General features: G+C 69.5%; 17 protein-coding genes. 8 read left to right on the top strand and 9 right to left on the bottom strand.

Going from position 1 to position 18,786, the window contains the following annotated elements; all coding sequences use genetic code 11:
- Nucleotides 1-64 precede the first annotated feature (64 nt).
- Complete coding sequence (locus ACFWBT_RS23155) at nucleotides 65-2,389, bottom strand: transglycosylase domain-containing protein (protein ID WP_385703346.1); 2,325 nt, start codon at nucleotides 2,387-2,389, stop codon at nucleotides 65-67.
- Between the two features lie 248 nt (nucleotides 2,390-2,637).
- On the opposite strand from ACFWBT_RS23155, the gene ACFWBT_RS23150 reads away from it, so the two are divergent.
- From ACFWBT_RS23150 to ACFWBT_RS23130, 5 genes are all read left to right on the top strand, one after another.
- The gene (locus tag ACFWBT_RS23150) at nucleotides 2,638-3,612 is read left to right on the top strand and encodes an SPFH domain-containing protein (protein ID WP_385703344.1); all 975 of its coding nucleotides are present in this window, start codon (nucleotides 2,638-2,640) and stop codon (nucleotides 3,610-3,612) included.
- A complete protein-coding gene (locus ACFWBT_RS23145; RefSeq protein ID WP_385703341.1) occupies nucleotides 3,609-3,863 on the top strand; it encodes a hypothetical protein in 255 nt (84 codons plus the stop codon). Before ACFWBT_RS23150 ends, ACFWBT_RS23145 begins: the two co-directional genes overlap by 4 nt.
- Nucleotides 3,864-4,081: 218 nt before the next feature.
- Nucleotides 4,082-4,609: a PadR family transcriptional regulator gene (locus ACFWBT_RS23140; protein ID WP_385703339.1), complete on the top strand. Its 528-nt coding sequence runs from the start codon at nucleotides 4,082-4,084 to the stop codon at nucleotides 4,607-4,609.
- 5 nt (nucleotides 4,610-4,614) lie between these two features.
- Nucleotides 4,615-5,304 (top strand): ABC transporter ATP-binding protein, encoded by a 690-nt coding sequence (locus tag ACFWBT_RS23135; protein ID WP_385703336.1) that lies wholly within the window; start codon nucleotides 4,615-4,617, stop codon nucleotides 5,302-5,304.
- A complete protein-coding gene (locus ACFWBT_RS23130; protein ID WP_385703334.1) occupies nucleotides 5,301-7,634 on the top strand; it encodes an ABC transporter permease in 2,334 nt (777 codons plus the stop codon). The genes ACFWBT_RS23135 and ACFWBT_RS23130 overlap by 4 nt, the downstream gene beginning before the upstream one ends.
- Before the next feature lie 67 nt (nucleotides 7,635-7,701).
- Here the strand turns inward: ACFWBT_RS23130 and ACFWBT_RS23125 are convergent, their stop codons facing one another.
- The 4 genes from ACFWBT_RS23125 to ACFWBT_RS23110 form a co-directional block, all read right to left on the bottom strand.
- Nucleotides 7,702-8,130, bottom strand: coding sequence for a hypothetical protein (locus tag ACFWBT_RS23125; RefSeq protein ID WP_385703331.1), 429 nt, complete (start codon nucleotides 8,128-8,130; stop codon nucleotides 7,702-7,704).
- A 4-nt stretch (nucleotides 8,131-8,134) separates the two neighbouring features.
- Nucleotides 8,135-8,557 carry a roadblock/LC7 domain-containing protein gene (locus ACFWBT_RS23120; protein WP_385703329.1) on the bottom strand — a complete coding sequence of 141 codons (423 nt, stop codon included), beginning with the start codon at nucleotides 8,555-8,557 and terminating at the stop codon, nucleotides 8,135-8,137.
- A gap of 53 nt (nucleotides 8,558-8,610) precedes the next feature.
- Complete coding sequence (locus ACFWBT_RS23115) at nucleotides 8,611-9,570, bottom strand: MarR family transcriptional regulator (protein WP_385703328.1); 960 nt, start codon at nucleotides 9,568-9,570, stop codon at nucleotides 8,611-8,613.
- Between the two features lie 277 nt (nucleotides 9,571-9,847).
- Nucleotides 9,848-10,756, bottom strand: a complete 909-nt coding sequence (locus tag ACFWBT_RS23110) for a LysR substrate-binding domain-containing protein (RefSeq protein ID WP_385703366.1) — start codon at nucleotides 10,754-10,756, stop codon at nucleotides 9,848-9,850.
- Between the two features lie 303 nt (nucleotides 10,757-11,059).
- On the opposite strand from ACFWBT_RS23110, the gene ACFWBT_RS23105 reads away from it, so the two are divergent.
- Both ACFWBT_RS23105 and ACFWBT_RS23100 read left to right on the top strand, forming a co-directional pair.
- Nucleotides 11,060-11,614, top strand: coding sequence for a peroxiredoxin (locus ACFWBT_RS23105; protein WP_385703325.1), 555 nt, complete (start codon nucleotides 11,060-11,062; stop codon nucleotides 11,612-11,614).
- Nucleotides 11,615-11,620: 6 nt separating this feature from the next.
- Nucleotides 11,621-12,154, top strand: a complete 534-nt coding sequence (locus ACFWBT_RS23100; RefSeq protein WP_266762281.1) for an alkyl hydroperoxide reductase — start codon at nucleotides 11,621-11,623, stop codon at nucleotides 12,152-12,154.
- A 166-nt stretch (nucleotides 12,155-12,320) separates the two neighbouring features.
- On the opposite strand, the gene ACFWBT_RS23095 is transcribed toward ACFWBT_RS23100, so the two are convergent.
- From ACFWBT_RS23095 to ACFWBT_RS23080, 4 genes are all read right to left on the bottom strand, one after another.
- Nucleotides 12,321-13,733 (bottom strand): AI-2E family transporter, encoded by a 1,413-nt coding sequence (locus ACFWBT_RS23095; protein WP_385703323.1) that lies wholly within the window; start codon nucleotides 13,731-13,733, stop codon nucleotides 12,321-12,323.
- 137 nt (nucleotides 13,734-13,870) lie between these two features.
- A complete protein-coding gene (locus tag ACFWBT_RS23090; RefSeq protein WP_385703321.1) occupies nucleotides 13,871-14,593 on the bottom strand; it encodes a lytic transglycosylase domain-containing protein in 723 nt (240 codons plus the stop codon).
- A gap of 409 nt (nucleotides 14,594-15,002) precedes the next feature.
- Nucleotides 15,003-16,328 (bottom strand): PhoH family protein, encoded by a 1,326-nt coding sequence (locus ACFWBT_RS23085; protein ID WP_385703319.1) that lies wholly within the window; start codon nucleotides 16,326-16,328, stop codon nucleotides 15,003-15,005.
- Nucleotides 16,329-16,648: 320 nt separating this feature from the next.
- Nucleotides 16,649-17,422: an isoprenyl transferase gene (locus tag ACFWBT_RS23080; RefSeq protein WP_385703318.1), complete on the bottom strand. Its 774-nt coding sequence runs from the start codon at nucleotides 17,420-17,422 to the stop codon at nucleotides 16,649-16,651.
- A gap of 144 nt (nucleotides 17,423-17,566) precedes the next feature.
- On the opposite strand from ACFWBT_RS23080, the gene mgrA reads away from it, so the two are divergent.
- Complete coding sequence (mgrA, locus tag ACFWBT_RS23075; protein WP_385703316.1) at nucleotides 17,567-18,643, top strand: L-glyceraldehyde 3-phosphate reductase; 1,077 nt, start codon at nucleotides 17,567-17,569, stop codon at nucleotides 18,641-18,643.
- Nucleotides 18,644-18,786 lie beyond the last annotated feature (143 nt).

Here is an 18,786-nt window from a genome sequence, read left to right as displayed (position 1 = left end):
AGGCCCGAGGACGCGAGGAGGGGGCACCCGGAGTTCCGGGTGCCCCCTCCTACGCGCTCACGCGCTACTGACTGCTGTCCTGGTCGAACGGATTGTCGGGGATGTCATCGGTGGGCGTTCCCGTCGGTTGGGACGGGCTCGTCGTCGTCGGCTGGGTCGTCGTGGGCTCGTCCGTGGGGGTCGGCGGGCTGCTGCTGGTGGGCGGCTCCGACGACGGTTCCTCGGTGGTCGGCGTCGACGACGGCGTGCTGGACGGTGACTCGGTGACGGTGGGGAGGTCGGTCGGTTCCACCGCCGCGCCCGACGTGGTGTTCAGGTCGAACTCGGTGACCTTGCCGCCCATGGCCTGGAAGGTGTACGCCGCCCAGATCTGTGCCGGATAGCCACCGCCGTTGACACGGCCGCCCTCCGCGTAGAGGCCCGTGGCGCCCTTCATGGAGACCTGGTTGTGGTTCTTCGCGCCCTCACCGAACAGCAGGACCGAGGTGACGAGGTTCGGCGTGTAGCCGGTGAACCAGGCCGACTTGTTGTTGTCGGACGTACCGGTCTTGCCGGCGACCTGCTGGCCGTTGCGGTTCGGGTTGTTCCGCACCGAGAGCCGGGCCGTGCCGTCGTCGACCACGCCGGTCAGCACCGAGGTGACCGTGTCGGCGGCCTCCTCGCTGATGACCCGCTCGCCGGTCGGGTCCGGCATCGGGACCGTACGGTCCTTGTGCACGGCCGAGGCGACGATCGCCGGGGTGACCTTCTTGCCGTGGTTGTCGAGCGTGGCGTAGACGCCCGCCATCTCCAGCGGGCTGGCGCCCATGGAGCCGAGGGTCTGCGCGGGCACCGCCTGGAGTCCCTTGGTGTTCATGCCGAGCTCGCCGGCGACCTTCAGCACCTCGTCCATGCCGACGTCGACGCCCATCTGCGCGAAGACGGAGTTGATGGACTTGTTCATCGCGGTCTGCACGGTGACGGGGCCGTAGTTGTGCTCGTCCTCGTTCGGCGGCGCGAAGGCGATGCTGCTGCCCACGACGGGACGGCGGCTGGTGCCGTCGTAGATCGTGTTCGCGGCGATCGGCCTGCCGGAGCGCGTCTTGGCCTCCTCGGCGAGGGCGGCCGCGAGGATCAGCGGCTTGAACGTCGAGGCGGCCTGGTAGTCCCGGCGCGTCGCGTTGTTGAAGTAGTGCTTGAAGTAGTCCGTGCCGCCGTACATCGCGAGGACCTTGCCGGTCTTGGGATCGACCGACACGGCACCGGCCTGGATGTTGGCGTCGACCTTGCGCTTCTTCGGGTCCAGCTTGCTGGTGAGCTGCTGCTTGACCGTCTTCTCCAGCAGGGCCTGCTTCTTCTTGTCGATGTTGAGCGTGATGGTCCAGCCGCCCGCGTCGACGAGGGCGTGGGCGTCGTCCAGGTCGGCCGCGGTGCCCTGGGCGACGAGCTGCTTGGCCAGCTCGGTCTCGGCCTGAGCCACCAGATAGCCGGTCTGGCCCTCCATGCCGGGGGCGCCCTTCGGGTCCTTGGGGACCGGAAACTTCATGGTCGCGCGCTTGCCCGAGTCGAGCCAGCCCTGTTCGACCATGTTGTCGAGGGTGTAGTTCCAGCGGGCCTCGACCAGCCTCTTGCCGGTCTTCGAGGCGACCGCCCAGTCGTACTGGCTCGGAGCCTGGAGCAGCGAGGCGAGGTAAGCGCCCTGCTCGACCTTGAGCTTGCCGGCGTCGACGCGGTAGTAGGCCTGCGCCGCCGCTTGGATGCCGTACGCGTTGCGGCCGTAGTAGCTGGTGTTGATGTAGCCCGCGAGGATGTCGTCCTTGGACTTCTTGCGGTCGACCTTCAGCGAGATGACCAGTTCCTTCAGCTTGCGCGTGACGGTCTGGTCCTGGCTGAGGTAGTAGTTCTTGACGTACTGCTGGGTGATCGTCGAACCACCCTGTTTGCCCTTGCCGGAGAGGGTGTTGATCAGACCTCGGGCGGTGCCCTTGAGGTCGACGCCCGAGTCCTTGTAGAAGGACTTGTTCTCGGCGGCGACGAAGGTCTTCTGGACGCCCTGGGGCACCTTGGACAGGTCGACGATCTCTCGGTTGACCTTGCCGGTGCGCCCGAGGAGGTCGCCGTTGCTGTACTTGTAGATGTTGCTCTGCCGCTTCGCGGCCGCGTTGCCCTCGGGCACGGACACGACCATGTACAGCACGATGAAGGCGCCCATACCGAGCAGGCACACGCCGAGGAAGGTCCCGAGGACCGACTTCCAGTTCACGAACCTGCGTATGCCGGTGCGCTTGGGCTTGCCGCCCGCCTTCGCGCCGGCGGCCCCGGGGCCCGCCGGCTGATGCCCCGACGAGCTCTGGGGCGCCGCGCGGCGGCCCTGCGCCTGCCGCGCTCGTCTCTCTTCAGCTCGTCCCATGGGTCGATCCGCTCCGCTTCACTCTCGTGTGGCACACAAGTTCGTCGCTCAGGTCAGCTCAGAAAGCTAACACCGCGCGCTATGACAAAGGGCAGCCGATCCGGTCTTTTCCGGACGTGACAATCAGCACGCCTTACGCACATGCCCCAAAGAAACCGACGAGCGGGAGGGGTAGAAGGTTGCGCGCCGGGTAAAGTGATATCATTTAGCTAGACAGAAGCTATGCCGTACGAAACGGGGGACCGACCATGCCGTCACACACTTCCCACGACCCCTCACCCGCCCCGGGCGCATCCGCCGCCGGGACAGCGGGTGACGGGCCCGAGATGCCGGCGCCCCGCGTCCGGGAGTTCGCCGCGCACAGCATCGGCGGGGGGCTCGCACTGCTCCTCGGCCTTCTCGGACTGCTCCTCGGCGCCGCGCTGTGCGCCGTCGGCGGCGCGGTGGTCCACACCGGCGGCGCCCAGGCGGCGCTGATCACCGCCGGCGTGCTGGTCGGTATCGCCGCGTTCTTCGCGATGTGCGGGCTGAACACCGTCGCGCCCGGCGAGGCCCGGGTGGTCCAGCTCTTCGGGCGCTACCGGGGCACCATCCGGCAGGACGGGCTGCGCTGGGTCAACCCTCTGACGTCCCGGACCAAGATCTCGACGCGCGTGCGCAACCACGAGACCGCCGTCCTCAAGGTCAACGACGCCTACGGCAACCCGATCGAGCTCGCCGCCGTCGTGGTGTGGAACGTCCGGGACACCGCGCAGGCGTCCTTCGAGGTGGACAACTTCCTGGAGTTCGTCGCCACCCAGACCGAGGCGGCCGTGCGCCACATCGCCATCGAGTACCCGTACGACGCTCATGACGAGGACGGCCTGTCGCTGCGCGGCAACGCCGAGGAGATCACCGAGAAGCTCGCCGTCGAACTGCACGCGCGCGTGGAGACGGCCGGCGTGCGGATCATCGAGTCGCGCTTCACGCATCTCGCGTACGCTCCCGAGATCGCCTCCGCGATGCTCCAGCGCCAGCAGGCCGGAGCGGTCGTCGCGGCGCGGCGGCAGATCGTGGACGGCGCGGTCGGCATGGTCGAGGCGGCGATCGCCCGGATCACCGAGCGCGACATCGTGGAGCTGGACTCCGAGCGGAAGGCGGCGATGGTGTCGAACCTGATGGTCGTGCTGTGCGGGGACCGCGCGGCCCAGCCCGTTCTGAACACGGGGTCCCTCTACCAGTGACGGCTCCTACGGAGGGGACCCCGCCGCGTCGGCCGCAGCAGCGCAAGCAGGTGCTGCTGCGGCTCGACCCGCTGGTGCACGAGGCCCTGGCCCGCTGGGCGGGCGACGAACTGCGGTCGGCCAACGCGCAGATCGAGTTCCTGCTGCGCCGCGCGCTCTCCGAGGCGGGCCGGCTGCCCGGCGGGACGGGACCGATTCCCCGCCGCGGGCGGCCGCCGGCCACCGGGGAGCCGGAGGACCCGGAGGCCTAGGGCGCGCCCTTTCGCGCACCTCCGCCCCGACCGGCGCCGGGTACGCGACCTCACGCCTCGCGTCTACCCCCGGTCGGTGGGACGGCTGGTTCAGAACCGTGACAAACGGCCGTGACCAGCCGGGTCTCCCTCTCCGACTCCCCTCCCGTCCCCCTCCGTCATGACCTATACGCGGCGCGTATACACACCATGTATACGCGCTGTGTAGAGTGCTCCGCATGTCCATCGGTCACACCCTCCTAGGGCTCCTGGAGTCCGGGCCGCGCCACGGTTACGACCTGAAGCGGGCCTTCGACGAGAAGTTCGGTCACGACCGGCCGCTGCACTACGGCCAGGTCTACTCGACGATGTCGCGGCTGCTCAAGAACGGGCTCGTCGAGGTCGACGGGATCGAGGCGGGCGACGGGCCCGAGCGCAAGCGGTACGCGATCACCGAAGCCGGGATCACCGACGTGGAGCGCTGGCTCGCGACGCCGGAGAAGCCCGAGCCCTACCTCCAGTCGACCCTGTACACGAAGATCGTCCTCGCCCTGCTGACGAACCGCGACGCGAGCGAGCTCCTCGACACCCAGCGTTCGGAGCATCTGCGCCTGATGCGGATGCTGACCGAACGCAAGCGCAAGGGCGATCTGGCCGACCAGCTGATCTGCGACCACGCCCTCTTCCACCTGGAGGCCGATCTGCGCTGGCTGGAACTGACCGCCGCGCGCCTCGACAAGCTCGCCGAGGCGGTGACGGTCCGATGACCTCGATGACCCCTCCGGAGGGCTCCCTGCTCACCGCGTCGGAGCTGCGCAAGGCGTACGGCCCGACCACCGCGCTGGACGGCGCCGAGTTCTCCATCCACCCCGGCGAGGTCGTCGCCGTGATGGGTCCCTCGGGCTCCGGCAAGTCCACCCTGCTGCACTGCCTCGCCGGGATCGTCACACCCGACTCCGGCTCGATCACGTACAACGGCCGCGAGATGGCGACGATGAACGACGCCCAGCGCAGTGCGCTGCGCCGCTCCGAGTTCGGGTTCGTCTTCCAGTTCGGCCAGCTCGTACCGGAGCTGACCTGCGTGGAGAACGTCGCGCTGCCGCTGCGGCTGAACGGCAGGGGCCGCAAGGACGCCGAGCGCGTCGCGCTGTCCTGGATGGAGAAGCTGGAGGTCGACGATCTCAAGGGCAAGAGGCCCGGTGAGGTCTCCGGCGGTCAGGGACAGCGTGTGGCGGTCGCCCGTTCACTGGTCACCGACCCGCGGGTGCTGTTCGCCGACGAGCCGACCGGCGCGCTCGACTCCCTCAACGGGGAGCGCGTGATGCAGCTGCTGACCGACGCGGCCCGCTCGACGAACGCCGCCGTCGTGCTCGTCACGCACGAGGCGCGGGTGGCCGCGTACTCGGACCGCGAGATCGTCGTACGGGACGGCAGGTCCAGGGACATGGAGCGGATCGTATGAGTGCGCGCCAGTGGTCCCGCGACCTCGGCATGGGCGCACGGTTCGCGGTGACCGGGGGCCGTGAGGCCTGGGTGCGGGTCCTGCTGACGGCCGTCGGGGTCGGACTCGGGGTGGCGCTGCTGCTGCTCACCACGGCGATCCCCAGCGCGCTGACGTCCCGGCACGACCGGGAGCGCGGACGCAACGACATGACGTACAGCACGACGGTCAAGAAGAAGTCCGACCGCACACTGCTCATCGCGACGTCGGACACCACCTTCCACGACGAGGACGTACGCGGCCGGATGCTCGAACCCGAGGGGGCCCGCGCGCCGTTGCCACCGGGCGTGTCCGCGTTCCCGGCGGTCGGCGACATGGTCGTCTCGCCCGCTCTCGACCGGCTGCTGAAGTCGCCCGGGGGCAAGCTCCTGCGCGAGCGGCTCGACTACCACGTCAGCGGCATCATCGCCGACAGCGGGCTCATCGGTCCGCACGAACTCGCCTACTACACGGGCGCCGACAGCCTGAGCGCGACCGGCGAGAGCACCGGCCGCACCGAACGCATCGACTCGTTCGGCTCCAGCGGACAGTCCGAGCCGATGGACCCCATTCTCGTGCTGCTCGTGCTCATCGTCTTCGTGGTGCTGCTGATGCCGGTCGGCGTCTTCATCGCCGCGGCCGTACGGTTCGGTGGCGAGCGGCGCGACCGCCGGCTGGCGGCGCTGCGGCTGGTCGGCGCGGACGGGCGGATGGCCCGGCGGATCGCGGCCGGCGAGGCACTGGCCGGAGCCCTGGTCGGACTGATCCTCGGGGCCGGGTTCTTCCTGATCGGACGCCAGCTCGCGGGCATGATCATGCTCTTCAGGATCAGTGTCTTCCCGAGCGACCTCAATCCGACGCCCGCCCTGGTGGTACTGGTGGCCCTCGCGGTCCCCGCCGCCGCGGTCGCGGTGACCCTCTTCGCGCTGCGCGGCGTCGTCATCGAGCCGCTCGGAGTGGTGCGGACCGCGCGTCCCTCGCGGCGCCGGCTGTGGTGGCGGCTGCTGCTGCCGCTGGGCGGCCTCGCGATGCTCTACCCGATGGTCGGGCAGGGACGGACCAACGGGGACTTCAACGAGTACCTCGTCGTCGGCGGCGTCATGCTGCTGCTGATCGGCATCACGGCGCTGCTGCCCTGGGTCGTCGAGGCGGTCGTCGCCCGGCTGAACTCCGGTGGCGTCGCCTGGCAGCTGGCGGTCCGCAGGCTTCAGCTGAGCAGCGGCACGGCGGCCCGCATGGTCAACGGCATCGCGGTGGCGGTGGCCGGTGCGATCGCCCTCCAGATGCTGTTCGCCGGAGTCGACGGCGACTACACCAAGGTCAGCGACAACGACCTCACCCGGGCCCAGATGTCGGTGCAGGTGCCGGCCAAGGTACCGCTGGACGAAGCCGTCCGGCAGATGTCCCGGACCAAGGGGGTCGCGCACACGACGGCCCTGGGCCGGACCGAGGTGGGCGACCGGCGCAACGAACCCGAGCAGCAGTCGACCGTGACGGTCGGCGACTGCGCGGCCCTGCGGGAGGCGGCCAGGCTGCCCTCCTGCAAGGACGGCGACATCTTCGCGGTGGGGAACGCCAAGTGGGACTCGTACACCACGAAGCTGAACAAGCCCGGCAGGAGGCTCTACCTCGACCCGTCCTACGGTTCCACCAGCAAGGGCAAGGAGATCTCCTGGACGGTGCCGGAGGGCGTCAAGGGGGCGGACTCCCGCAGAGACCCGTCCGGCGAGGAGCGCGGGGGCTTCCTCTTCACGCCCGGCGCGCTGCCCGAACGGGCCGCTTCCACGGTGTACGGGACGGTCTTCCTCCAGCTCGACGAGTCGGTGCCGGACGTCCGTGAACTCGTGCGCAACAGTTCGGCGCGACTCGACCCGCTGGCCGACCTCCAGACGTGGACGGCGACGACCCAGTCGGAGAAGTTCACCTCCATCCGTACGGGCCTGTTCGTCGGCGCGACCTGCGTTCTCGTGCTGATCGGAGCGAGCCTGCTGGTCTCCCAGCTGGAGCAGCTGCGCGAGCGCAAGAAGCTGCTGTCGGCGCTGGTCGCCTTCGGTACCCGGCGCCGCACGCTGAGCATGTCGGTGCTGTGGCAGACCGCGATCCCGATCGCCCTGGGGCTCCTCCTCGCGTCGATCGTGGGGCTCACCCTCGGCGCGGTCCTGCTGAGAATGACGGACACCGCGGTGAGCGTGGACTGGGCGAGCGTGCTGTCGATGACCGGCATCGGCGCGGGAGTCGTGCTCCTGGTGACCCTGCTCAGCCTGCCGCCGCTGATCCGTCTGATGCGGCCGGACGGGCTGCGTACGGAGTAGGACGCCGTCCGCGTCGTGTGCCACCGCCGGTGGCCCTCCCCGCCCGGGGAGGGCCACCGGTTCGCGTTCAGATGCTGTACTCCCGTACCACGCGCCGGACTTGGGCGAAGAGCATGCCCACGTTGACCGCCTTGCGGCAGACGACCACGGCGACCACGTCCTGCTGGTCGTTCATCCGCACGAACAGATGGGTGAGGTTGTCGCTGTTGACCAGGATCTCCTGGAAGAAGTGCTGGTCCGACTCGATGCCGCGACGTTCTTTGAAGACGTCCTCGATCATCTGGACCGTGCGCCCCTGAAACAGGTCGAGGGTCGCGCCCGCGAGCAGGTCCAGGACCTCCGGCGGATGGTTGTCGACGGTCTCGTACGAGAGCAGCATTCCGGTCGACATGTCCACGGCTCCGGACGCGACGCAGTCCGGCGCGTCGGTGCGCAGTGACTTGACCAGACCCATGATCTGGTCGGAGAACCCCGGCGTCATTCGCTTGCTGGCCATGTCGTCATACCCCTTCGGTCGCGGTTTCGGTCATGGCTCCGACGAGCGGGCCGGGTTCGGCGCCCGTGAGGATCGATTCGATGCGGCCGAGGGCCGGCCGGGTCCTCTCGTGGAGCCGTTCGAGGTCGATGCCCTCGTCGCCCAGGACGATCATCAGCGCCGTGTCCCCGACCGCGTAGAAGGCCGCGAGGCCCTGGCTGCCGTACGTCACGGTCTGGCGGAACGTGCCCCGGCCGGTCACGGCGGTCGCGCGGCGCGCGATGCCGAGGCCCGCGGCGGCGATCGCGGCGAGGCTCTCCGGGTCGATGATGTCGGCGGTGTCCGCCGCGATCAGCATTCCGTCGGCGGCGGCAACCGCCGTATCGGTGATTCCGGGGACCTGTTCTCGGAGGCCTCTCATTTCGCTGGCCAGTGCGTCGTGATTCATGTAATCAACTCCCTGATAACGGGGTGCATTCGATCGATGGCAGGCTTGCGGTCTCAGGTACCGGAATCCGGGGTCCAGATGCGGTGCCGGAGACGGAAGAACCCTCTCCAGTTCGCCCCGGCCCTTTCGGGGGCGAGAGTTTCGGTGATTCCGCTCGCGCCGGGCTCACGGCGGGGCAGGGACGGTGCGTTCACGCCGGGCTCGCGGCGGGGCAGGGACGGTGCGTTCACGCCGGGAAGCGGGCCGGGGAGCGGCCGGGGCTCCGGTGCCGGACCCTCTCCGTCGGCCACCGCGGAGGCCAGCGCCGAGAACACCATGGGGTCCATCGCGGCCGCGGCGGCCGACGGTCGCTGCCGGAGCGCTCCCGTCGGTGGGATCCGCACGGTCACCGGGGCGGCGGACTCGGGCTCGCCCGGCAGCTCCAGCAGTCCCTCGCCGAGCATGCGGGCCATCCCCACCGTCACGGTGTAGGCGCCGAGGCCGGTCGCGAAGGCGATGTCACGGGCGGTCCGCCGGCCGTCCGCGTGGGTCAGTAACTCCTTCTGCGGAGGGGGCAGTTGATCGCGTATCTCGTCCGGAACGGCGGCGGGAACAGGGCGTTCGCGGTCCGGCCGCACGGGCTGCGGCAGGGCGGTGACGGCCGCCAGCTTCCTCGCCGCGTCCTGCAGCAACCGTCCCGGCGCCTCACCGACGGCGACCGGCGCGTACGGCTCGAAGGCGGCGTCCAGGGGGTCGCAGGCCTCCACATCACCGGCCACGACGGCGAAAGCGGCGTCCTGCATCGCCATCATGCAGACGACCCGGAGCTGCGCGGCCCCCGCGTAGCCGTGCGCGACGAGCCCCGCCTCCGGCCACCGGGTGCCTCCGGACTCCCGGAGCAGTTCGGCCCACTGTTCGCCGCTGACGCGGCCGGAGCGCAGCAGCCGCGCCTCGGGTCCGGGTGCGCCCGGACTCTCGACGGCGACGACGCAGCCGTCCCGGAGATGGAAGACTCCCCCGGGCCTTCCGGACACCCGTAGTTTTCCCGTCGCCCGAGTGCCCTGGCATTCGCTCAGCGCGCGCGACAGCAGGTCGTATCCGACCCTGCCAAGGGAATCCCGAATGCCCGACATCACTCCCCTTGGAACTTCCGGCGCTTCGCACTGACGCCTGACGTTTCACTCCGAGGGGGTATGTGTATCAGCCGGGGTGGATTTCTCCGCGAGAGTCGCGCTACCTGACGGAAGTTGAAATTTCCCGCCTGCCGAGGTGCTTCATCAGTCTTTCGAATGACCGACTATGCGCGGTGGTTCAGGCTTCCGGGCCCACCACGCGTACGGGCAGAGGGCGCAGCGCCTCGCGCAGCGCCGCCGCCAGTTCCTGGTACTCCGGGCCCCGCGCGGCACCCGCCCGCATGGCGAGCGCGATCCGCCGGGTGGGCGCCGGATCCGCGAAGTATCCGGTGAGGAGCTGATTGCTGCGGGTCGTCTCCACCTTGACGGCGGTGCGCGGCAGCAGTGTCACGCCGAGACCGCCGGCGACCAGCTGAACGAGGGTCGACAGGCCCGCGGCGGTGGTCGTGACGGGGGCGTCCGCGCGGCCGGCCTCACGGCAGATGTCCAGGGCCTGGTCGCGCAGGCAGTGGCCCTCGTCGAGCAGCAGGAGACGGAGTTCGCGCAGCGCCTCGCGCGGAATGCCCTCCCGGCCGCCGAGCCAGTGGTCGAGCGGGGTCACCAGCACGAAGTCCTCGTCGAACAGCGGGAGTTCGGTGACACCGGGCATGCCGAGGGGTACCGCGAGCAGCAACAGGTCGAGCCGCCCGACCGTGAGGCCCTCCAGCAGGCTGGCCGTCTGCTCCTCGTGCACCTGGAGGTCGAGGTCGGGGTAGCGGTCGTGGACGAGCCGCAGGACGGTGGGCAGGAGGTAGGGGGCGACGGTGGGGATGACACCGAGGCGCAGGGCCCCGGTGAACGGCGCGCGCACGGCCTCCGCCTCCTCCATCAGCGCGCCGACCTCGTCCAGCACCGCCTTTGCGCGTACGGCGAGACGCTCACCGGCGGGCGACAGGAGCACCTTGCGGGTCGTACGCTCCAGCAGGGTCACCCCGAGGATCTCCTCCAGGGCGGAGACCGCGCCGGACAGCGCGGGCTGGCTCATGCCGATCGCGGCGGCCGCGTCACGGAAGTGCAGATGCTCGGCCACGGCGGCGAAGGCGCGCAGCTGCGCGAGGCTGGGCTGACGGCGCCCGTTCCCCTTGCCGCCCGCCCGGCTCCCGGCCCCCGCCCTGCCGGGTCCCACTCTGCTGAGGGGGGAGGCCGACGCGCTCGCGCCGCCGATGGGGCTCGCCATGGCCGTTCCTCGCACTTCACGTCGATATCACCGAAGGTGACTGATAGCCCTGCCCGATCAACACGACCGAGTGTAGCTATTTCCCGAATCAATGCTGCCTGTGTCAACATCAATTTCGTCCAACCCAAGGGAAAAGCCCTCAAAAGGGGCGATTCCTCGCTGCAAGGAGATCGTGTGCTCACCGTCGGTGACAAGTTCCCCCAGTTCGACCTGACCGCTTGCGTCTCGCTCGAAAAGGGCCAGGAGTTCCAGCAGATCGACCACAAGACCTACGAGGGCAAGTGGAAGATCGTCTTCGCGTGGCCCAAGGACTTCACCTTCGTGTGCCCCACCGAGATCGCCGCCTTCGGCAAGCTGAACGACGAGTTCGCCGACCGTGACGCCCAGGTCCTCGGCTTCTCCGGCGACTCCGAGTTCGTGCACCACGCCTGGCGCAAGGACCACGACGACCTGCGTGACCTGCCCTTCCCGATGATGGCCGACTCGAAGCACGAGCTCATGCGCGACCTCGGCATCGAGGGCGAGGACGGCTTCGCCAAGCGCGCCGTCTTCATCGTCGACCAGAACAACGAGATCCAGTTCTCCATGGTGACCGCCGGCTCCGTCGGCCGTAACCCCAAGGAGGTCCTGCGGGTCCTGGACGCGCTCCAGACGGACGAGCTCTGCCCGTGCAACTGGACCAAGGGCGAGACCACCCTCGACCCGGTCGCGCTGCTGGCCGGTGAGTGACCTTCCATGGCCCTCGACGAACTGAAGTCCGCCATACCGGACTACGCCAAGGACCTGCGCCTGAACCTCGGTTCGGTGATCGGCAACAGCGACCTCCCGCAGCAGCAGCTGTGGGGCACCGTGCTGGCCTGCGCGATCGCGTCGCGTTCGCCGCGCGTGCTGCGTGAGCTGGAGCCCGAGGCGAAGGCCCAGCTCTCGCCCGAGGCGTACACGGCCGCCAAGTCGGCCGCCGCGATCATGGCGATGAACAACGTCTTCTACCGCACGCGGCACCTGCTCTCCGACCCGGAGTACGGGACGCTGCGCGCCGGTCTGCGGATGAACGTCATCGGCAACCCGGGCGTGGAGAAGGTCGACTTCGAGCTCTGGTCGCTCGCCGTCTCCGCCGTCAACGGCTGCGGGCAGTGCCTCGACTCCCACGAGCAGGTGCTCCGCAAGGCGGGCGTCGACCGGGAGACGATCCAGGAGGCGTTCAAGATCGCGGCCGTCCTCCAGGCGGTCGCCGCCACGCTGGACGCCGAGGCCGTTCTCGCCGAGTAGTCCTCGCGCGCCCCGGGCAGTCCGAGCCTGCCCGAACTTTCAGGGCCCCGTTCACCTGTGTGGTGGGCGGGGCCCTGAGCGTTGTCGTCCCCGGGGCCGGTCAGGGCCCGCGCGGTCGGCCGCCCCCTCGACAGGGCACGGCGACCGCGCGAACGGGGCGAACCCGCTACGGCGTCAGGCGCTGGGTGGCCGGGGACGCGTCCAGGGCGGTGGCGCCCCGCGGCTCCGGGGCGTGGCGCAGGCCCACTTCATGGGCGTACGAACGCAGGTACACGACCACCGTGTTGGTCACCGCGACCAGCGGGACCGCGACGACCGCTCCGCCGATGCCGGCGATCATGCCGCCCGCGGCGACCGAGAGGACCACCGCGAGAGGGTGGACACGGACCGCGCGGCCCAGGATGAACGGCTGGAGGATGTGGCCCTCGATCTGCTGGACGGCGAGGACCACGGCGAGGGTCATGACCGCGGTGAAGACGCCCTGCGTCACCAGCGCGACCACCACGGCGAGTGCCCCGGAGATCACCGCGCCCACCAGCGGGATGAACGCGCCGAGGAAGATGAATACGGCGAGGGGCACCGCCATGGGGACGTCGAGGAAGTAGATCCCCAGGCCGATGAAGATCGCGTCGATCAGAGCGACTAGCACCGTGCCGCGGATGTACGCCGTGAGCGTGCGCCACGCGCGCGGACCCGCGCCCGCGACCCCGGTCCGGGCCGCGGCCGGGACGAGCTTGAGCGACCACTCCCAGATCCGCTTGCCGTCGTAGAGCAGGAAGAGGGTCGAGAACATCGTGAGCAGGATGCCGGTGAGGGCCTCGACGATCACCGTCACGCCCTGCAGGCCCGCCGAGGTGATCTGATCCGTGTTGGCGCCGATCGCCTCGCGGAGGTTCTTCGCGATCTCGTTGATCTGCTTGTCCGTCACATGGAACGGGCCCTTGAGGAGCCACTTGCGCAGCTCGTCGATGCCGTCCTGGATCTGACCGGAGAGGTTGTCGATGTTCTCCTGGACCTGCCAGACCACGAACCAGCCGACCAGCCCCATGATGACGAAGCCGAGGATCGCGGTGAGCGCGGTGGCGAGCCCGCGCGGCACCCCGTAACGCGTCAGCCGGGCCACCGTCGGCTGGAGCAGCGCGGTGATGAGCAGCGCGCTCACGAAGGCCAGCACCACCAGCTGCACGGCGCTGATGACCCGCATCGCCACCCAGACGGTGCCCGCGAGGATGAGCAGCCGCCAGCCGGCCTCGGCGGCGACGCGCACCCCCCACGGCACGGCGAGCGCGGGGTCGGGGCGCTGGGGCGTCAGCACGTACGCGGCGGTCGTGGCCGTCTCGTCGGAGGGGCGCTGGACCGGGAGCGCTGACGGCTCCGCGTCCGTCACCGGGCCCTGCGGGGGCTCGGGAGCCTCCGGGGCGCCGGAGGCGTCGAGGGGTGTACGCCCCTCGGGAACGCCCTCGTCGTCGAGGGAGCCCTGTGACTCCAGCTCGACCTCGGCGCGGCGTTCGTCCAACCGCTCCCCCAGCTCGGTGAGTCCGGCGCCGAGCCGGCCGAGCCACCCTGGTACTCGCGACATGATGCGTCCTTTTCCCCCGTTGCTCCCCACCACTCCCCCCTGGAGTCGTCGGAATCCGACCGTACATGGCCGAAGCCCCTCCCCCTAGGACGGGGAGGGGCTTCGGAAGGTTGAGCGGCCGACGTACGGCGTGGCACTCAGTACCAGTGGTTGGCCTGCCAGAACGACCAGGCGTCACAAGGACTGCCGTACCGGCTGTCCATGTAGTTGAGGCCCCACTTGATCTGCGTGGCCGGGTTCGTCTGCCAGTCGGAACCGACGGACGACATCTTGGAGCCGGGCAGGGCCTGGAAGAGACCGTAGGCACCCGAGGAGGCGTTGACCGCCTTGTAGTTCCAGCTCGACTCGTGATTCACGATGTTGCTGAAGCACTGGAACTGACCGCTCGGGACCATCGAGCGCGCCATCGCCTGGATCTGGGCGACGGTGTACGAGGACTGGACGGAGAAGCTGGAGGCGTCACGCGTCGCCGAGCGGCTGGCCGCTTGAGCGGCAGCCTCCTTGCGCGCCTTGGCTTCCTTCTCGGCCTTCTCCTCGGCAGCCTTCTGCTTCGCGACGGCGTTGTCGGCCGCCTGCTTGCGGGCGGCTTCCTCCGCGTCCTTCTTGGCGCTGGCGTCCGCGGCGATGGCCTGGGCATCGGCCTGCTGCGTCAGGGACGCGGTCTGCACCTGGGCCTGCTGGCCCGCAGGTATGTCTGCGAGGAGGGTCGAGTCGCTTGCCGTCGCCTCGGCGTCGTTCGAGGGCTGGGCGGTGCTGCCCGAGGCAACTCCGACGACGCTTCCGACAGCGGTGACCGCGGTGGCCGAAGCCACTGCGAATCCCCGGACCGAAATCCGGCTCACACGGTTTCCTTCCAGCATCGCCCGCTTAGGTGACCCTCGCGGACGCAATCGTGCCCCTCGGCGCTGGCCTCCCAACTGCGGGGTCACGGGAGACACGGGCCCGGTGGGCAACTCCCGCTCGGGGAGCGCCGCGTGGTGCGCGGGCGGCATACGACGGCTCTATGGAGTTCTGAGGTTCCGGTGTTGCCGTACCGCTGGGGGTACAACTGTGTCGTATGCGGGGCCTGACAGGAGTGAGACTCTAGCCGTATCCCGACGCCGCAAGGCAATTCCGCGTCGCGTGTGAAAGCTCACACCTCGTTTGCCCCAGTCGTTTCCCGGAAACCTGGGCGCAGCAAGACGCCGCCCGGCTAGGCTCTTCGCCTTTGCCGGACGGCGCCAACCAGCGTGTATCCACCACCCTTTGACCAGGTGGGGACAGTCCGGATCAGATCTGCCCGTCCTCCAGCATTTCGGTCACGAGTGCCGCAATCTGGGACCTCTCCGAACGATTCAGCGTGACGTGCGCGAAGAGCGGATGGCCCTTCAACTTCTCCACGACGGCGACCACTCCGTCATACCGCCCGACGCGCAGATTGTCCCTTTGCGCCACATCGTGGGTCAGAACGACCCGCGAATTGGCGCCGATACGGGACAGAACCGTCAGCAGGACATTCCGCTCCAGGGACTGGGCCTCGTCCACGATCACGAACGCGTCGTGGAGCGAGCGGCCACGGATGTGCGTCAGCGGCAGAACCTCCAGCATGCCGCGGGCGGTGACCTCCTCGATGACCTCGCGGCTGGTGACCGCGGAGAGCGTGTCGAAGACCGCCTGGGCCCAGGGGCTCATCTTCTCGGACTCGGAGCCGGGCAGATAGCCGAGTTCCTGCCCGCCCACCGCGTACAGCGGCCGGAAGACCATCACCTTCTGGTGCTGGCGGCGTTCGAGGACGGCCTCCAGGCCCGCGCAGAGCGCGAGCGCGGACTTGCCGGTGCCGGCCCGGCCGCCCATCGACACGATCCCGATGTCCGGGTCGAGCAGCAGATCGAGCGCGATGCGCTGCTCGGCGCTGCGGCCCTTGATGCCGAACGCCTCACGGTCCCCGCGTACGAGCCGGACGTTGCCCTCGGAGGTGACACGGCCGAGGGCCTTGCCGCGCTCCGACTGGATCGTCAGGCCCGTGTGCACGGGCAGGCCGGCCGCTTCCGGGACGTACGCGTGTCCCTCCTCGAAGAGGAGGTCCACCTGCTCGCCGGGCAGGGTCAGTTCGGACATTCCGGTCCAGCCGGAAGAGCCCGTGATGGCGAGCTCGGCGCGGTACTCCTCGGCGAGGAGACCCACGGAGGACGCCTTGATCCTGAGCGGCAGGTCCTTCGAGACGACAGTGACGTCGTACCCCTCGGCCTGCAGGTTGCGGGCGACCGCGAGGATGCGGGAGTCGTTGTCCCCCAGGCGATACCCGCTGGGCAGGACGCTGGGGTCCGAGTGATTGAGCTCGACGCGTACCGTCCCGCCGAGGTCCCCGACGGGAATCGGGGAATCGAGGCGGCCGTGCCGGACCCGGAACTCGTCGAGCAGGCGCAGCGCCTGCCGGGCGAAGTAGCCGAGTTCGGGATGATGCCGCTTGGCCTCCAGCTCCGTGACCACGACGATCGGGAGCACCACTTCATGCTCGTCGAAGCGGCTCAGGGCGTTGGGGTCGGCCAGCAGGACGCTGGTGTCGAGAACATAGGTGCGCCGGTCTGGCATACGGCGCTTTGTGCTGGTCACCACGGAAGGACGTACCCCCTCGGATGAGGTCGGGGAGCGACGAAGGAGATCTGGGCCGGTCTCGGGCACCGATGCGCGGGCCGAAAACCGGCCCTCCGCTTCGTCCGTACTGACCGCACGGTCGGGCTGGTGCAAAGGGCCTCCCGGGCGGACGGCCCCGTGCCGTCCGCTGAGATCCGACACCCGTGGTTCGGGTGTCGACCTGCAAGGCTTATGCCCTCGAACGAGCCAAGCCATGCCACGGCATATGACGGCGCGTTCGTTAACTCCCGATGACGTACGTCCCCACAGGGTGCCCCGGGTGACACGGGGCACCCCGGAATTCAGCCTCCGTAACGACGGTGTCGCGCCGCGTAGTCACGCAGGGCGCGCAGGAAGTCGACCTTGCGGAAGGCGGGCCAGAAGACTTCGCAGAAGTAGTACTCGGAGTGGGCGGTCTGCCAGAGCATGAATCCGGACAGCCGCTGCTCGCCGCTGGTGCGGATCACCAGGTCCGGATCGGGCTGGGCACCGGTGTAGAGGTGCTTGCCGATGAGGTCGACGTCGACGCGGTCCGCGAGGTCCTCCATCGAGGTGCCCTTGTCGGCGGCGTCGAGGATCATCGAGCGCACGGCGTCGGCGATCTCCTGGCGGCCGCCGTAGCCGATGGCGACGTTGACGACTATCCCCTCGACATGCGCGGTGGCCTCCTCGGCCTCCTTGAGGGCCGACTGCATAGGGGAGGGCAGGATGTCGCGCGTGCCGACGTGGTGCACCCGCCAACGGCCGTCGGCGGCGAGGGTGCGGACGACGCCCTCGATGATGCCGAGCAGCGGGCCGAGTTCATCCTGCGGGCGGTCGAAGTTGTCGGTGGACAGCAGCCACAGGGTGACGACCTCGACGTCGGTCTCGGAGCACCAGCCGAGGAATTCCCCGATCTTGTCGGCTCCGGCCCGGTGGCCCTGGGCGGTGGTGGAGCCCGCCGCCTTCGCCCAACGGCGGTTGCCGTCCATGATGACGCCGATGTGTTTGGGCACCTGGTCGTGGTCGAGGTGGCCTTCCACCCTGCGTGCATAGAACCTGACCAGCAGGCGGCGCAGGTTGTCGCGCAAGGTCACGTGTTGTCAGCCCCTTTGTGCGGATCGGACAGACGCGCCCGAGCACAGTCCCTGTCCATATGGCGGTCCCCCGGGGCGAAGCCTACCGCTGTGAAACGCGAGGGCTCCCGTGGGGCCTCCGCACCCTGACATAGGTTCGCCCCCATGAACGACCCCTCTCTGTACCGGGCCGCGACGGAGCGGTACGACACGATGGAATACCGGCGCTCGGGACGCAGCGGCCTCAAGCTGCCCGCGATCTCGCTCGGCCTGTGGCACAACTTCGGCGACGACCGCTCGCTGGACTCCCAGCGCGCGATCCTGCGCCGCGCCTTCGACCTCGGCGTCACGCACTTCGACCTCGCCAACAACTACGGGCCGCCGGCCGGCTCGGCGGAGCTGAACTTCGGCAAGCTGCTGAAGGAGGACTTCACCCCCTACCGGGACGAACTGGTCATCTCGACCAAGGCGGGCTACCTCATGCACCCCGGCCCCTACGGCGAGTGGGGCTCCCGCAAGTATCTGCTGTCCTCCCTGGACGCCTCGCTGCGACGGATGGGCGTCGACCACGTCGACATCTTCTACTCGCACCGCTTCGACCCGGACACCCCGCTGGAGGAGACGATGGGCGCGCTCGCGTCCGCCGTCCAGCAGGGAAAGGCGCTGTACGTCGGTGTCTCCTCGTACACCAGCGAGCAGACGGCGGAGGCGGCCCGGATCCTCACCTCGATGGGGGTCCGTCCGCTCATCCACCAGCCCTCGTACTCGATGATCAACCGCTGGACCGAGGGGAGCGAAGCGAGAAGGGGGTTCCCCCGGGCGGAGTCCGGGGGAGGTCTGCTCGACACGCTGGAGGCGGCCGGCATGGGCTGCATCTCCTTCGCGCCGCTCGCGCAGGGCCTGCTGACGGGCAAGTACCTCCAGGGCATCCCGGAGGGCTCGCGCGCCACCCAGGGCAAGTCGCTGGACCCGGACCTGCTGAGCGACGACGTCGTACGCCGGCTGAACGGGCTGAACGACATCGCGACCCGGCGCGGTCAGTCCCTCGCCCAGCTCGCGCTCACCTGGGTGCTGCGCGACGAGCGGATGACCTCCGCCCTCATCGGCGCGTCCAGCGTGAGACAGCTGGAGGAGAACGTGGCGGCGCTGGCGGCCCCGAAGCTCACGGACGAGGAGCTGAACGAGATCGACACGTTCGCGGTGTCGACGCCGGGCACGAACATCTGGGCCGGACGCCACTGAGTCACGGAATCCCCCGCCGCGCGGGGCGGCCGGGCCCGGGGGCGCACGGGGGGCGCCCGCCGGACCGGCCGTCGCGGGCACAAAAAACGGGCCGGTCCGGGGGGGGGGGACGGACCGGCCCGCGGGGGGGTTTCCACCATAAC

It is taken from the genome of Streptomyces sp. NPDC060027, assembly GCF_042737005.1.
Lineage (GTDB): Bacteria > Actinomycetota > Actinomycetes > Streptomycetales > Streptomycetaceae > Streptomyces.
Note: the sequence above shows the minus strand (reverse complement) of the source record. Positions and strands in the feature narration are given on the sequence as shown.

Excerpts from the sequence above, each read along its gene's own strand:
- ACFWBT_RS23155 (WP_385703346.1), bottom strand. The coding sequence starts at position 2,389 with ATGGGACGAGCTGAAGAGAGACGAGCGCGGCAGGCGCAGGGCCGCCGC.
- ACFWBT_RS23140 (WP_385703339.1), top strand. The coding sequence starts at position 4,082 with ATGTCCATCGGTCACACCCTCCTAGGGCTCCTGGAGTCCGGGCCGCGC.
- mgrA (WP_385703316.1), top strand. The coding sequence starts at position 17,567 with ATGAACGACCCCTCTCTGTACCGGGCCGCGACGGAGCGGTACGACACG.
- ACFWBT_RS23090 (WP_385703321.1), bottom strand. The coding sequence starts at position 14,593 with ATGCTGGAAGGAAACCGTGTGAGCCGGATTTCGGTCCGGGGATTCGCA.
- ACFWBT_RS23100 (WP_266762281.1), top strand. The coding sequence starts at position 11,621 with ATGGCCCTCGACGAACTGAAGTCCGCCATACCGGACTACGCCAAGGAC.
- ACFWBT_RS23135 (WP_385703336.1), top strand. The coding sequence starts at position 4,615 with ATGACCCCTCCGGAGGGCTCCCTGCTCACCGCGTCGGAGCTGCGCAAG.
- ACFWBT_RS23125 (WP_385703331.1), bottom strand. The coding sequence starts at position 8,130 with ATGGCCAGCAAGCGAATGACGCCGGGGTTCTCCGACCAGATCATGGGT.
- ACFWBT_RS23120 (WP_385703329.1), bottom strand. The coding sequence starts at position 8,557 with ATGAATCACGACGCACTGGCCAGCGAAATGAGAGGCCTCCGAGAACAG.
- ACFWBT_RS23130 (WP_385703334.1), top strand. The coding sequence starts at position 5,301 with ATGAGTGCGCGCCAGTGGTCCCGCGACCTCGGCATGGGCGCACGGTTC.
- ACFWBT_RS23095 (WP_385703323.1), bottom strand. The coding sequence starts at position 13,733 with ATGTCGCGAGTACCAGGGTGGCTCGGCCGGCTCGGCGCCGGACTCACC.
- ACFWBT_RS23150 (WP_385703344.1), top strand. The coding sequence starts at position 2,638 with ATGCCGTCACACACTTCCCACGACCCCTCACCCGCCCCGGGCGCATCC.